Annotated in this window: 15 protein-coding genes; 13 read left to right on the plus strand and 2 right to left on the minus strand. The window is 39.1% G+C overall.

Annotated elements, in window-relative coordinates:
* The first annotated feature begins 72 nt into the window (after positions 1-72).
* The 3 genes from AABJ44_RS11885 to AABJ44_RS11895 all read left to right on the plus strand — a co-directional run bounded on the left by AABJ44_RS11885 (position 73) and on the right by AABJ44_RS11895 (position 2,823).
* The gene (locus AABJ44_RS11885; protein ID WP_338369268.1) at positions 73-1,002 is read left to right on the plus strand and encodes a LysR family transcriptional regulator; all 930 of its coding nucleotides are present in this window, start codon (positions 73-75) and stop codon (positions 1,000-1,002) included.
* 92 nt (positions 1,003-1,094) lie between these two features.
* On the plus strand, positions 1,095-2,360 hold the full coding sequence (locus tag AABJ44_RS11890) for an urease accessory protein UreH domain-containing protein (RefSeq protein WP_338369269.1): 1,266 nt from the start codon (positions 1,095-1,097) through the stop codon (positions 2,358-2,360).
* Position 2,361: 1 nt separating this feature from the next.
* A complete protein-coding gene (locus tag AABJ44_RS11895) occupies positions 2,362-2,823 on the plus strand; it encodes a Fe-S-containing protein (protein ID WP_338369270.1) in 462 nt (153 codons plus the stop codon).
* On the opposite strand, the gene AABJ44_RS11900 is transcribed toward AABJ44_RS11895, so the two are convergent.
* Positions 2,820-3,458, minus strand: a complete 639-nt coding sequence (locus AABJ44_RS11900; protein ID WP_338369271.1) for a TatD family nuclease-associated radical SAM protein — start codon at positions 3,456-3,458, stop codon at positions 2,820-2,822. The genes AABJ44_RS11895 and AABJ44_RS11900 overlap by 4 nt on opposite strands.
* A 147-nt stretch (positions 3,459-3,605) precedes the next feature.
* Here AABJ44_RS11900 and AABJ44_RS11905 point away from each other — a divergent pair, with 147 nt between their 5' ends.
* Genes AABJ44_RS11905 through AABJ44_RS11935 form a run of 7 tightly spaced genes read left to right on the plus strand, consistent with a single transcriptional unit; the run spans position 3,606 to position 10,755 of the window.
* Positions 3,606-4,430 (plus strand): transporter substrate-binding domain-containing protein, encoded by an 825-nt coding sequence (locus AABJ44_RS11905; protein ID WP_074642209.1) that lies wholly within the window; start codon positions 3,606-3,608, stop codon positions 4,428-4,430.
* 30 nt (positions 4,431-4,460) lie between these two features.
* Positions 4,461-5,171, plus strand: a complete 711-nt coding sequence (locus AABJ44_RS11910; RefSeq protein WP_074642208.1) for an amino acid ABC transporter permease — start codon at positions 4,461-4,463, stop codon at positions 5,169-5,171.
* Positions 5,168-5,830 (plus strand): amino acid ABC transporter permease, encoded by a 663-nt coding sequence (locus AABJ44_RS11915; protein WP_338369272.1) that lies wholly within the window; start codon positions 5,168-5,170, stop codon positions 5,828-5,830. The genes AABJ44_RS11910 and AABJ44_RS11915 overlap by 4 nt, the downstream gene beginning before the upstream one ends.
* A gap of 12 nt (positions 5,831-5,842) precedes the next feature.
* Positions 5,843-6,595: an amino acid ABC transporter ATP-binding protein gene (locus AABJ44_RS11920; protein WP_338369274.1), complete on the plus strand. Its 753-nt coding sequence runs from the start codon at positions 5,843-5,845 to the stop codon at positions 6,593-6,595.
* 59 nt (positions 6,596-6,654) lie between these two features.
* The gene (locus tag AABJ44_RS11925) at positions 6,655-8,130 is read left to right on the plus strand and encodes a nitrogenase component 1 (RefSeq protein ID WP_338369276.1); all 1,476 of its coding nucleotides are present in this window, start codon (positions 6,655-6,657) and stop codon (positions 8,128-8,130) included.
* Between the two features lie 29 nt (positions 8,131-8,159).
* Positions 8,160-9,425: a nitrogenase component 1 gene (locus AABJ44_RS11930; RefSeq protein ID WP_338369277.1), complete on the plus strand. Its 1,266-nt coding sequence runs from the start codon at positions 8,160-8,162 to the stop codon at positions 9,423-9,425.
* 13 nt (positions 9,426-9,438) lie between these two features.
* Positions 9,439-10,755 (plus strand): MATE family efflux transporter, encoded by a 1,317-nt coding sequence (locus tag AABJ44_RS11935; RefSeq protein WP_338369278.1) that lies wholly within the window; start codon positions 9,439-9,441, stop codon positions 10,753-10,755.
* Here AABJ44_RS11935 and AABJ44_RS11940 read toward each other — a convergent pair.
* On the minus strand, positions 10,748-11,362 hold the full coding sequence (locus AABJ44_RS11940) for a flavodoxin family protein (RefSeq protein WP_338369279.1): 615 nt from the start codon (positions 11,360-11,362) through the stop codon (positions 10,748-10,750). The genes AABJ44_RS11935 and AABJ44_RS11940 overlap by 8 nt on opposite strands.
* A 184-nt stretch (positions 11,363-11,546) precedes the next feature.
* On the opposite strand from AABJ44_RS11940, the gene AABJ44_RS11945 reads away from it, so the two are divergent.
* From AABJ44_RS11945 to AABJ44_RS11955, 3 genes are read left to right on the plus strand one after another with little or no spacing between them, the layout of a single operon-like run.
* Positions 11,547-12,629 (plus strand): methionine ABC transporter ATP-binding protein, encoded by a 1,083-nt coding sequence (locus AABJ44_RS11945; RefSeq protein ID WP_338369280.1) that lies wholly within the window; start codon positions 11,547-11,549, stop codon positions 12,627-12,629.
* A gap of 1 nt (position 12,630) precedes the next feature.
* Positions 12,631-13,365 (plus strand): methionine ABC transporter permease, encoded by a 735-nt coding sequence (locus AABJ44_RS11950; protein ID WP_338369281.1) that lies wholly within the window; start codon positions 12,631-12,633, stop codon positions 13,363-13,365.
* 24 nt (positions 13,366-13,389) lie between these two features.
* A complete protein-coding gene (locus tag AABJ44_RS11955; protein ID WP_338369282.1) occupies positions 13,390-14,316 on the plus strand; it encodes a MetQ/NlpA family ABC transporter substrate-binding protein in 927 nt (308 codons plus the stop codon).
* Positions 14,317-14,318: the final 2 nt, after the last annotated feature.

Raw genomic sequence — 14,318 nt, forward strand, 5'->3', positions numbered from 1 at the left:
ACAAAATATAAACTAAATATTACCTAGTATTTTTATAGGTTATTATAGCAAAAACAAATTTTCGGAGACAATATGACACTCCAGCAAATTCGATACATTATTGGCGTAGCAGAAGCAGGTTCTTTGAACAAGGCTTCTGAAAAGCTTTTTGTCTCCCAGCCTTCCCTCACCAGCTCGGTACACGATGCCGAAGGTGAGCTGGGGTTTGAAGTTTTTCACAGAACCTCACGCGGAGTAAAGGCTACTGAACGTGGAGCCGATTTTATCCGTGAAGCCAGAGATTTATACAAGCAGTACGAAAATCTTATAAACAAATATTCCGCAGAAGGAAAAAAGGCTTTTGCTGTATCAACACTTTATTATGCCTTTGCCCGCACAGCTTTTGTAGAAATTGTAAAAGAGTTTTCACGAGATTCTTATGATTTTGCTTTTCGTGAAAAAAAAGCCTCTGGTGTAATTGCAGACGTTGCACTTGGAAAAAGCGAGCTTGGTATTTTGTATTTAAGTGATGCAAATCGGGAGTCCATTCAGAAAACGTTGAGAACAAACAATCTTGAGTTTCATCATCTTACAGAATGTAATGCTTTTGTTTACCTGCACAAAAATCATCCCCTTGCAAAAAAAGAAAGTATTTCACTGGAAGAACTTTCCGAATATCATTTTGTCACTTTTGATACAGATGATGTAAAATCCTTTTTTTCAGCTGAAGTAATTTCCCGCTTTGGACTGGACAAGGCGATCACCGTGGCAGATCGAGCAACTGAACTAAATCTTATGCAAACCTTAAACGGCTACACCTTTTTATCTGGAGTTTTTGGAGAGGATGGAAATGAAGACGATGATAATTTTGTTTTAATTCCCTTACAAAATCACGATGAAAAAATCAGCCACAGTTTTGAGCTGGGCTACATCACAAAAAAAGTTGCCCGCATGGATAACATCAGCCTCACTTACATTGATGTGATTCGACGCATTTTGCACATAGCCGGTTTTACCTGCTAAATACAGGTTAGTTTTATGAATACTGGTGTTAACAAAAAATTAACCTTTTACCTAGTAACCATGTATGTAAATGTATGTTATAGTAGTGTCTTATGAATAAACACTATTATGTAAAAATAGCCGGGATTTACTGTGCACATTGCAGAACAGTAATTTCTTCTTTTATTAAAAAAGCAGACTTAGACGCAGATATAAAAATATCCGGGAACATTGCAAAAATAAAATCAGACAAGCTTAGCGATACAGAAATTATTCAGGCAGTTACGCAGGCAGGCTATACGACAAAAAGCAAATGGATTTGCAGTAGCTTTAACAAATGGAAGTTTTTTCAAATCCTTGAATTTGCAGGCTTTGCGCTATTAATTTTTCTTTTGCGTTTAATCTTAAAATCTCTTTTGGGTTATGACATTCTGAATGTGATTCCCGTAATTGATACAAAGCTTACTTTTGCAGGACTTTTGCTTGCAGGCTTTTTAACAAGCTTTCACTGTATTGGAATGTGCGGAGCAATCAATCTTGCAGTTTCTAAAAACAGCAGAAAATCTCTTTTATATAATGGCGGAAGAATTTTCTGTTATACAGCAATTGGATTTTTTGCAGGACTTTTCGGAAAGACAATTTCGATAAATCAAAGCCTTTTATGTGTGATTATTCTGCTACTAAGCCTTTTTATGATTTTTCTTGGCTTTTCAATGGCAGGCTTCTTTTCTGTAAATTTTAATCATTTTTCTCTGCCGTCAAAACTAAAAACTTCAAGCGTTTTTTTGACCGGATTTTTGAATGGCTTTATGCCCTGCACCCCTTTAATCACAATGCAGCTATACGCTGTTTCTACTGCAAGTCCCTTTAAGGGGGCCTTTGCCATGCTACTGTTCGGACTGGGAACCCTTCCTTTAATGCTTGGCTTTTCATTTGTTCAGAATTTTCTTGGCGGCAAAAAAGCTCTGCTTCAAAAAATACTTGCCGTTTTTATTCTGCTTATGGGGCTTGCCATGTTCCTTCGCGGGCTTACGGGCCTTGGAATCAATACAGGCTCTACAGATTCAAATCTAAAAAAATGGAAGACAGCCCAGATTAATTCAGAAAAAACAGAGCAAAAAATAGAAATCAACCTTTCTTATGATGGTTATGAAGATTTTGCAGTCCAGGAAGGAATCCCTGTAACTTTGATAATTAATGCAGAAGAAGACTATATTACGGGCTGCAACAACAGAGTTATCAGTAATGATTTTGATTTCGACGTAACACTTGTACCCGGAAAGAACGAAATCTGTTTTCTACCAGATAAAAATGGAACTTTCATATACAGCTGCTGGATGTATATGTTAAAAAATAAAATTTATGTTTATGAGGAATAATATGAAAAAATTACTTTTAATCACAATGCTTTTTGCTTTAATTTCTACTTTTGCTTTTGCCGCTAAAAAGTCAAAGTATATTACGCCAGTCCCAAAAAACGGACAGATTACTATAAAAAAATCTCAACTCTCAAAGGATGCTACCTATATCAATTATAAGGCTGGTGATATTACAGTTCAGCTGATTGCAGTAATCGCTGATGATAACACCTACAGACTTTCTTTTAATACCTGTCAGAACTGTAATCCATCTCCTAAGGCATTTTTTTCACAAAAAGGAAAAAATCTTGTCTGCCAGAACTGCGGAAACCTCTTTACCATGAATGATGTAGGAGCGGCTTCTTACGGCTGTAATCCGGCAAGAATTCCTTTTACTCAGACAGATTCTGAACTTATCGTTTCAACAGAGATTCTGAAACAGGTAGCTCCAGCTTTTAAGAACTGGCAGGGACCTGTAAATTAATTCACAGGAACAAATCTTCTGATGCGATGAGTTACACCCAGTCTTTCGCATAGACGGCTGCACTCCTCTTCATCTTCTTTTGAGATCGTTGTTTCAACCGTAGTCAGCACAACCTTAGGAACAAAGTTTTTTGCCTGCTCTGCAAAAGCCAGCATTGCAGGAAAAGCTTTTCCCTTAAATACCGGACGAACAGTTTTTTCGTAGATTTCTGGATTACTTGAATTCAGGCTTATGGAAAGAGCATCTATTTTCCCGGCCAGAAGAGGAGCAACAGGCTTTTTGTTTATTAAATCAGCAAGTCCGTTTGTATTAATGCGTACCGGCAGAGAATAATTTGCCTTCAAAAAAGCAGCTACTTCAAGAAGCACATCCAGAGCCTCTGTCGGTTCACCGTAACCACAGAAAACAAATTCTTTGTAGTTTTTGAAACGTTCAAGTTTTGCCTCTTCTTTTATGGCAGCAATCACTTCGGCCGCCGTAGGTTCATGCTCAAGCCAGAGGGTATCTACATTATCAAACTCTGCCCCGCTTACTTTCTGACGGATGCAAAAAATGCATGCACAAGGGCAGCGATTTGTAAGATTTATATAAAGGCCATTGTATTCGGGGTAGATGATTGTCATTGATTTTTTCATAAGAGTGATTATTCTACAAGATTTATGAACTGTCAATTATTAAAAAAATCTATAACTAATATATAAAACTACTATTAGTCAAAGATTAGAAAATTATATATAACCTAGTACAACGGTAGGAAATAAAAAAACTTACCAGGAGGTTATATGAAAAAGAGTTTTTTAAAATCGGTTGCAGTTATTCTTGTTGCAAGTTTCATTGCATCAGGAGCCTTTGCTGCTTCTAAAAAAGAAAAAAAGAGCAAAACAAAAGTACAGACAATTCTTGTTGGCACAGGTTCCAGTGCGCCTCTTTACTGTTATCTTGATGACAAGGGAGAACTTGCAGGCTTTGAAATTGATGTAATCAAGGCCATTGATGAACTTCTTCCACAGTATAAATTCGAATTCCAGATTTTTGATTTCAAAAATATTCTTCTTGCCCTAGCAGCTGGAAAAATTGATATTGGTGCTCACATGTATGAATCTAATCCTGAGCGTCGTAAGAATTATCTTTTTACAGAATATGGCTACAATGATTTTTCAAAATATATTGTAGTTCTAAAAGAGAATACAGAAGTAAAATCTCTCAAGGATTTAGTTGGTAAAACAGCACAGGCTTCTACAGGAAGTGCAACAGGAGCAATTCTTCAGCACTGGAATGAAGATCATCCAAACGAACAGATTAATGCCGTTCTTACAAGCACACTTACAAACGAGCAGATTGTTGCTTCAATGAAGAATGGTACTTATGATGCTTTCTTCTCTAACATTCCAAGCTTCAATCAGCTTCAAAAAGAGTACGGCGGAATTTTCCGTCTTGTAGAAGAACCTATTTCAACATCAGCTTCTTACTTCATTTTCAATCTTGATAATCCAACTCTTAAAGCTGATGTTGATGTAGCCCTTAAACAGCTTATTGATTCTGGTGAGCTCTCAAAACTCGCAATCAAAAATCTTGGCTCTGATACAACAAAAAATATCAATAAATAAAAGTTTATAAAAAAAAGTCTGGAGGTAAAAATGGCAGATTTGTTTTCATGGCAGCGAGTTGTTAAAAATTTTCCAATATTGATTACAAAGCTGCCGGTTACCTTTGAAATTGTTGCAGTCGCATTTTCCCTGGGATTCATACTTGCACTTCTGATTGCAACAACACGAATTAAAAAAGTTCCGCTTCTGAACCAGATTCTTACAGTTTTTATTTCTTTCGAAAGAGGCACTCCTCTCCTGGTTCAGATGCTTGTAGTTTATTATGCATTTCCTATTGTCCTTTATAAAGCTTTTGGAATTGATTCACGACGATGGGAAAAAATTATCTTTGTTGATTTAGCCTTGATTTTAAATCAGGGAGTTTTCCTTGGAGAAATATTTAGAGGCGCAATTCTTGCAGTTCCAAAAGGACAAAAGGAAGCAGCCCTTGCCTGTGGTATTTCAGATTTTAAGGCCTTTATAAAAATCATTCTTCCACAGGCAATAAGAATAGCCCTTCCTTCAACAGGGCTCACTTTGATAGGGCTTTTTCAGGAAACATCTTTAGTTTACATGCTTGGTGTAATGGACATCATGGGCCGTGCAAGTGCACTTGGTGCAACCAGCGGTCACAATCTGGAAAGCTATCTGATTATTGCACTTATCTTTGTACTTATTAATTTTGGACTTACAGCCATTACAACAAAAATTGATAAAAACCTTACTTACGGTACTAAAAACCTAACCGGGAGGGCAGCATGAAATTCAGTCTTGAATATTTATGGAAGTGTATTCTTTCGGGCATAATTTATATTCCAGTTACACTCAAACTTGCATTGATTCCCCTTGCCCTTGCAATTGTTTTTGGAACACTGATTGCTCTGGCCCGCATTTTTAAGGTTCCGGTTGTAGAAAAGTTCTTTAAGATTTTTGTTGCAATATATTCGGGAATTCCAGGTGTTGTGACAATGCTGATTTTTCATTTAATTTACCTGAGTCTTTTTAAACCGGCTAAAAATGGAATAATGCTTCTCGCCTACTTCACCTTTACTTTAGGAAGAACAATTGTTGTCAGCGAATCTGTTAGAGGTGCCTTTCTTTCTATTCCAAAAGGACAGTATGAAGCATCTTATGCCTGCGGTCTTTCTACTTTTCAAACACTAAAAAAAATCATTATCCCGCAGGTGATTCCGGTTGCACTTCCGGCACTTACAAACAATACTCTTGGTTCAATTAAGAACACTTCAATCGTTCTGGTTCTTGGAATTGTTGATGTTTTGAATGGAGCTACGATTCCCTGTGCAGACACATACAGCTATGTAGAAGGTTATGTAGCAGCCGCAATTATCTATTGGGTAATTAATGCCATTGTAGAGTTTTTCCTTGTTCATCTGGAAAAACATCTTTCTAAAAAAAAATAGGGGATATTAAAAATGATTAAAATAGAGCACGTAAAAAAATCTTTTGGACATCTTGATGTTCTTCATGATGTTTCGCTGACAGTTGATGACGGTAGCGTTGTTGTAATTCTTGGTCCAAGCGGAAGCGGTAAAACTACCCTGCTCCGTTCAATTAATTTTCTGGAACGGGCTGACAAAGGTAAACTAACCATCGGTAGTTCGTCAGTAGATTTACATTCTGCAAAGAAAAAAGAAGTACTGGAAATCAGAAGAAAGACCTCAATGGTTTTTCAAAATTATAATCTCTTTGCAAATAAGACTGCTCTTGAAAATATTGTCGAAGCACTTGTTACTGGTCATGGAATTCCAAGAGCACAGGCTGTAGAACGGGCTAAAGAAGAACTTCGCAAAGTTGGTCTTAGTGACAAAGAAAATTATTACCCAAGCCAGCTTTCGGGCGGTCAGCAGCAGCGTGTAGGAATTGCCCGTGCCGTTGCCCTTGATGCAGAAGTTATTTTATTTGATGAACCAACCAGCGCACTAGACCCGGAGCTTGTAGGTGAAACGCTTGCGCTGATTAAACAGGTCGCAAAAGACGGACACACTATGATTGTTGTAACTCACGAAATGTCTTTTGCAGAAGATGTTGCAGATAAAGTTGTATTTATGGATGGCGGATATATCGTTGAAGAAGGCAGCCCTCAGGATATTTTCTATCATCCAAAAGAAGAACGAACCAGACAGTTTTTACGCCGTATAATACCTGTCGGAGAGTATGTCATTTAAAAAAGTTTTCTTTGTTTAAACAATTACAAAAAAAGTGAAAAAGAAAATCAGGAGATTTTATGAATAAACAGATTCCAGATACTATCAGAGATAAACACCCGGGATTTGCAGATGTACAGGTGGGAAGTTCTGGAGAACTCAGAGAAAAGGCTCAAGCCCACTGCTTGAAAAACGCTCACCGCACTTTTGAACAGGGCATTCAGTGTGTTCAGGTAAACAGCATGAATGCGCTTGTAAGCCTGCAGGATACAGTAATGGTAATTCATTCACCTTTGGGCTGCTCAGGCTGTGCTTCTTTTGGAGCAATCGACAGACTGAATGTTTATAAACATCACAGAGGCCGCGACAATGCCCCAGACAGTCATGTCATTTCAACTGCCCTTGGAGAAAAGGAAGTAATTCTCGGTGGTGAAAAACGCCTGCACGAAACAATTGACCAGGCAATAAAAAGATATAATCCTAAAATTGTTTTCATTCTTGCTTCCTGCGCTTCTTCAATTATTGGAGATGACATTGATGCCGTAGCAGAACAAAAGGAAAAGGAATATAAGGCGAAGGGTAAAGACATTATTTTTGCTCCGGTTCACTGCGAAGGCTTTAAGAGCCGCAATCACGCAACAGGCTACGACCTTGCTCTTGCAACTCTTCAAAATTATGTTATCCGAGACGCTCACCCGCCAAAACAAAAAGGACTGATAAATCTTTTTGCAACCCATTCTTTGAGCTGGGCAGATCAGCAAGAAATGAAAAGAATGTTGAATGCCATAGGTCTTGATGCAAACATTCTTCCCTATAATGCAACTTACGAAGACATTATGAAAATCCCGGCAGCGGAATACAACATCTCTGTCTGTCAGATTTTTGCTGATGAATACATAAAATTTTTATCAGAAAAATACGGCACGCCTTATGCCGTAACAAACATGCCTATTGGAACCCGAAGTACAAACCGCTGGCTCCGTGCAATTGCTGCTCTGGCTGGTAAGGAAGAAGAAGCCGAAGCCTTTATAAAGGCCGAAAGCGATGCTGTACGCGAAGAAGTTGCCAGAATCAAAAGAAAGACAGACGGACTTCGTGCCTGTCTTACAGCCGGTACCGGTCGTGGCTTTGCCGCCGCAACCTTGATTGGCGACTACGGCATGAAGCTTTTGTGTATGCATACACCTTATTATGATGAAGCTTATATTGATGATTTCAAACGACTGGAAGAATTGCACGGAACAGACTTTATCGTAAACATTGCAGATATGCAGCCTTATGAACAGGTAAATCTTTTGAAGAAATACAAACCTGATGTATTTATCGGAATGTCAAACTGGGTTTCACGATTGGGAATCCCTTCCTTCCATATTCTTGATTCAAAACGCCCAACCTTTGGCTACCGTGGAGTTTTGTATCTGGGCCGAAAAATTGAAGATGCCATCGACAATAATAACTTCAATAAAAATCTTTCAAACTATTCAAAAAATGCCTACCGCGAAGAATGGTACAAAAAAGATGCCTTCAGCTATCTTCAGCTGCCGGAAGAAAATTAAGTGGCAGAACCAGACAAGGAGTTTTCAAAATGGAAAAATGTATAGAAAGGCCAAGAAGCCTCTGTTCCCTTCACGGTGCTCTTGATGTAATAGGAAATATTTACCGTGCCATCCCTATTCTGCACGCCAGTCCCGGATGTTCAATGCAGGCTTCAAGCCGCACAAACCTTTATTACCTTGGCGGTTATCACGGGCTTCCAAGTTCAAATGCCTACGAAAAGGAAGTTGTATTCGGCGGAACTCAGAGACTAAGAGAGACAATTAAAGGGAGCCTCGAAATTATGGACGGTGACTATTACGCAGTTCTTACCGGCTGTTCCATGGGAATTAATGGTGATGATGTAGATAGCGTAGTAAAAGAGTTTGAAGCTTCTCCTTATCCTATTGCAAGCATTGACACAGCAGGTTTCCGAGGCGACACCTACACAGGCTATAACATGGCCCTTCTTGCAACTGTAAAAAAACTTGCAAAGAAGACAAAAACAGATTCCCGTCTTGTAAACATTTACGGCCAGCCGCCAAGTTCAGACATCACATTGCGTGGCGACCTTGAAGAAATTACAAGACTTCTTGCAAGAATCGGCGTAAAGGCAAATACCTTTTTTATCCGTCGCGACGGAATTGAACAGTTGAAAAATTCAGGCAATGCAGCCCTTAACATCAACCTTTCACCATGGCTTGCTAAGAATGTAGACACCTATTATAAAGAAACCTTTGGAATTGAAACCCTAAGATTTAACGGCTGGCCGGTGGGTCCTAAAGACACTGCAAACTTTTTGAGAACAGTAGCCGAGCGGCTTGACCTCGATTCTAAGCTTGTAGACAAAGTGATTCACGAAGAAGAACTCTATGTCTACGAATATCTTGACTCCCTTTTTGGAAACTTTGAACGCCATCGTTTTATTCTGGTTGGCGAATGTGCAAAGGCTCTGGGACTTGCCCGCTTCCTGGTAAATGTACACGGTCACATTCCTCTTGCAATCATCTTTACAGATTCTGTTCCAAATCAGTATCAGGACAGCATCCGCGAAGAAGTTCAAAAGCTGGAATGTCCGCGCAAAGCAGAGGTTTATTTTGAAAATGATGTCTGGGAAATTGAACAGATTGCCCAACAGTATGATGGTAGGGCAACTCTTTTTATGGGCAGCTCTTATGAAAAGAAACTTGCACAGAAGCTTGGAAGCCACTATGCAATTACTTCAAATCCTTGTCTTGATAAAGAAATACTTAACCGTTCTCATATAGGTACGCACGGCTGCATTTCTTTAGTCGAAGATTTGTACAATCATTTCTAAAATGACAACCGATATGACACAGGGGAAGATAGTTCCCCTTTTACTAAAATTTTCCGCTCCCCTGCTGCTGGGAAATCTCTTCCAGCAGTTTTATAACACTTTCGACACTTTTATTGTTGGAAGGGTTATTGGAAGTCAGGCACTGGCCGCAATAGGCTCAACCTCACATTTTGTGAATACTGTAATTAATTTTTTCAACGGGCTTGCAATTGGAGCCCAGGTAGTTATTTCTCAGCTTTTTGGTGCAAAGAATTTTCCAAGCCTGAAAAAAGCAATTAATACTACAATTTATGCAAGCTTTATTTTCAGCATCCTCGCCACCGTCATTCAAATAATTCTTTCTCCTTTTGTATTAAGATTAATTTCTACACCGCCGGATGTATTAGTCCAGGCAAACCAATATCTGAAAATTTACTTTCTTGGAACAGCCGCCCTCACCCTCTACAACATGGGGTCTGGAATTTTAAGAGCACTTGGAGATTCAACACGAGCTCTTATTTTTCTGGTTATCTCCTCCGTTTCAAATATTGTTCTTGATATTCTTTTTGTAGTTTTGCTTGGCAAAGGAATTGCGGGAGCAGCTTATGCTACTGTACTCAGCGAACTCTTAAGTGCCATTCTGGTTATAATTTCACTTCAGAGACTGGAAGTCAAAATGCGGCTTGAACTTAAGCATCCTCAAATTGATTTTTTGATTTTGAAAAAAATTATGAAACTCGGTTTACCAGGTGCAATTTCTTCTTCCATCACATCTTTTTCAAATACCTTTATGCAGAAATACATTAATTACTTTGGAACTTCCTGCATGGCTGGCTGGGCAATTTTTTCTAAGTTCGATCAGTTTGCTATATTACCAATGCATAGTCTTGCAAGCGGAGCAACTACCTTTGTTGCTCAAAACTACGGTGCAAAAAAATCAGAAAGAATTCGTGATGGAATAAAAAAATCATTTATACTGAATTTCAGCGTTATCAGTATTTTAAGTCTGCTATTGATTTTTCAGGCAAACTTCTTTGCCAGTCTTTTTTCAGATGATGTAGAAGTCATTTATTTCGCAGAACGCTTTATTTATCTCACTGCTCCTTTTTTTGTTTTATGTGGTTTTTCAATGCTTTTTTCAAATGTAATGAGGGGTTTTGGAATTGCATTCCGTCCAACCATTATTACATTTGTAGGATTCGTTTTATTCCGCCAGATAATGCTTTTGATAATTTCCCAGACTTCAAATTCCTTTATCTTGATTGCTCTGGTATATCCGGCAGCCTGGCCGCTGGTAATCATCATATACATTATCTGGCTTTTTATATTCAGAAAAAAACGTATTAAATAAAATTAGTCCAGGCGTGTTCCTCTTTTTCAGGAAGACCAAACTTTTCTTTACCAAGAGCAATAGACTTAATCAAAAAGCTCATATTGCGAGCTAGAACGCGGAGAGTCTGCATGCCTTCAGCATCTTCTGAGGCTTCTCCCGGAGCACCACCGTGAATATTATTCCAGTACTGGCTGCTTGCAACCGGCATTCCGCTGATTGTAAAAAATTTATTCACTACATCAAAAGAAGCTGTTGTACCGCCACGGCGCGCACATACAAAACCAGCACCAACCTTCATTGTCTTATCAAAGCTGCTGCTGTAAAAAAGTCTCTGCAGGAAAGCCTGAACAGTTGCGTTTGGAGCGGAGTAATAAACAGGAGTTCCAACAACAAGACCATCAGCATCCTTAAACTTAGCCGCAAACTCATTTACAGCATCATCAAAAACACATTTACCAAGCTCGCCACAGCGGCCACAGGCAATGCAGCCACGGATATCTTTGTTACCGATGTTAAAAATTTCAGTTTCAATTCCCTGCTCTGCAAAAATCTTTTCCATCTCGTGCAGACCAAGCAAAGTGTTGCTGTTAGCACGTGGGCTTCCGTTTACAAGTAATACCTTCATAACCGCTTCTTATCCTCTTATAAAATGAATATGCCTAAATGATAATCTGAGAGACAAAGGAAATCAATGAAAAAAACTCCTGTAAAATTGCATAAAAAATCTGCGAACAAAGCTTGCTTGACAAGTCTCTGTTTTTAGGCTATATTCCTACTAACTTACTAGGTTTATAGGTAGATATAATACAATGATAGTTATAGATTCCGTTGATAAAACTTATCATCTCAAAGGTAATGATGTAGAAGCCCTGAAAAAGGTTTCGCTCACAATTGAAGACGGCACAATTTACGGTGTTATCGGATATTCGGGAGCGGGAAAATCTACACTGGTTCGATGTATAAATCTGCTTGAAGTTCCTGATTCCGGCAGCATTACGGTAAATGGAACTCAGCTCACCTGGCACGACAGCGAAGGAATTTTCCACCGCAAAACAAATCATGAAATGAAAAAGGTACGCCGTGGAATTGGAATGATTTTCCAGCACTTTAATCTGCTTGACCGTTCTACAGTTTTTGACAACGTAGCCTACCCGCTTAAGTATAGTGGCCTTAAAAAAGAAGAAATTGAAGCCCGCGTAACTGAACTTCTGGAGCTGGTTGCTTTGAGTGACAAACGCAATGTTTATCCAAGCCAGCTTTCGGGAGGCCAGAAGCAGCGCGTTGCAATTGCTCGTGCCCTTGCAAATAATCCTAAGGTACTGCTTTCTGATGAAGCAACCAGCGCCCTGGACCCTGAAGCAACGGCCTCTATTTTGAATCTTCTTAAAGAACTGAATAAAAAACTCGGGCTTACAATCATCATAATCACTCACGAAATGAGCGTAATTAAATCTATCTGCCACAGAGTTGCCGTTATGGAAAAAGGCCGCGTGGTAGAAGAAGGCGATGTATATTCTATTTTTGCTGAACCTAAGCAGGAGATTACAAAAAAGTTTATTGCTTCCCAGTCTTCTCTTGCAAAGGTTTCAACACTGGTAAATGATCCTCTGGTAAATAATCCGGCAGAAGGTGGCAAGCTGATTAAGCTGACCTTCTTGAAAAACTCTGTCGGCGAATCTTTGATTTCTCTTGTTTCTCAGAAGTTCAATGTGCGCCTTAATATCGTGCTTGCAAATGTTGAGATGATTCAGGATTCCCCACTCGGAGAAATCATTGTTGTGATTAAGGGCGAAGATAAAAACATTGAAGCTGCCCTCGCTCACTTTGTAGAGCAGAAAGTAAAAGTGACCGAGCTTGCTGAAAATGTAAAAGATGCAAAGGAGGCAAACTAATATGGAGACATTCGAAAAAATCTTTCCGAATCTTTATGCCTACTGGTATAAGTTTTTGAACAACTGCCTTGCAACCTTTCAGATGTTCATCATTTCGGGTTCAATTTCTTTTGTGCTTGGACTGATTTTTGGTGTACTTCTGATTGTTTTTAAGAAGGATGGAATTAAGCCGAACAAAGTTTTCTACACAATAATAAGCGTAATTATAAATCTTTTTCGATCGATTCCATTTGTAATTCTGCTTGTTTTTCTGATTCCTTTTACCCGCTCAATTGTGGGAACTGCAATCGGAGTAAAAGGTGCCATTATTCCTCTGATTTTTGGAACGGTGCCATTCTTTTCCCGACAGGTTGAAACAGCTTTGGAAAATGTTGACCCGGGAAAGGCAGAGGCAGCCCGCAGTATGGGAAGCGGAACCTTTGGTTTGATTTTCCGCGTTTATCTTCATGAATCAGTTCCGGAGCTTATCCGCGTGACTACAATTACGGCCATCTCTCTTGTTGGTCTTACAACTATGGCTGGTGCCGTTGGAGCCGGAGGACTTGGAGACTTTGCCATCAACTACGGTCAGGGGCTCAATCATCAGGATATCATTTATGCCTGCATAATCATTCTTTTGATTTTTATCTGCCTGCTGCAATTCATTGGTTCTCTGCTTGCAAAGAAAACTACAAACCGAGAACTTTTTAAGCATGTACAAAAGGACTCCGTAGGGAATCCTGAAAATAAATCATAAGTCAAAAAAAGGAGAAATTGAATTATGAAAAATACAAAAAAGATTTTTGCCCTGCTTCTTATTGCAGGAGTACTCAGCAGCGGAGCTTTTGCTGCAAAGAAAGCTAAAACTCAGAAGGTAAAGGTTGGTGTTTGTGGTGCAAACAACGATCAGTGGAAGGCTGTTCAGTATGTTCTGGACAAGGAAAACAGCGGAATTAAAATTGAGCTTGTTGAGTTCAGTGCTTACAATCTTCCTAATGAAGCTTTGAATTCCGGCGATATTGATTTGAACGCTTTCCAGCACAAGGCTTATCTGAATAACGACGCCGGCAAAAATGGTTATGACCTTACAGTTATCGGCGACACTTTGATTGCCCCTCTTACTTTGTATTCAAAGAAATACAAGAGCCTTGATGAAATCAAAAAGGCAGCAGGAAAGAACGGAAGCAAGACAGTAAAATCAGACGCCCTCAAGTTTGCAATTCCAAGTGACGGTACAAACCTTAGCCGCGGAATTAAGCTTCTTGAAGCTGCAGGACTTATCAAGGTTGATCCAGCAGCAGGTTATATACCAGAGCTCAAAGATATTACAGAGCTTGTTTATAATGTAGAAGTCGTTCCACAGACTGCAAATACTCTTCCTCAGACTCTCAATGATTATGCCGGAGCTACAATCAACGGAACTTATGCAATTCCTACAGGCCTTATTCCTTCAAAGGATGGTCTCATCATCGAAAAGCAGTCTGAAAGCGGAGATAACCCATATGTAAATATCATCGTTGCACGCACAAAGGATAAGGATAATGATGTTTACAAGAAGATCGTAAAGGCTTACCAGTCACAGGTTGTTGCAGAATATATTCTTTCAAGATTCGAAGAATCTTTCTTCCCTTCTTTTGCTTACAAGACTGTAAGTGCTGATAAGGCTGCTGAAACTGTAAAGGCAGTTGATAAAGCAATTAAGTGGTAAAA

This window comes from Treponema bryantii (assembly GCF_036492245.1).
Lineage (GTDB): Bacteria > Spirochaetota > Spirochaetia > Treponematales > Treponemataceae > Treponema_D > Treponema_D bryantii_C.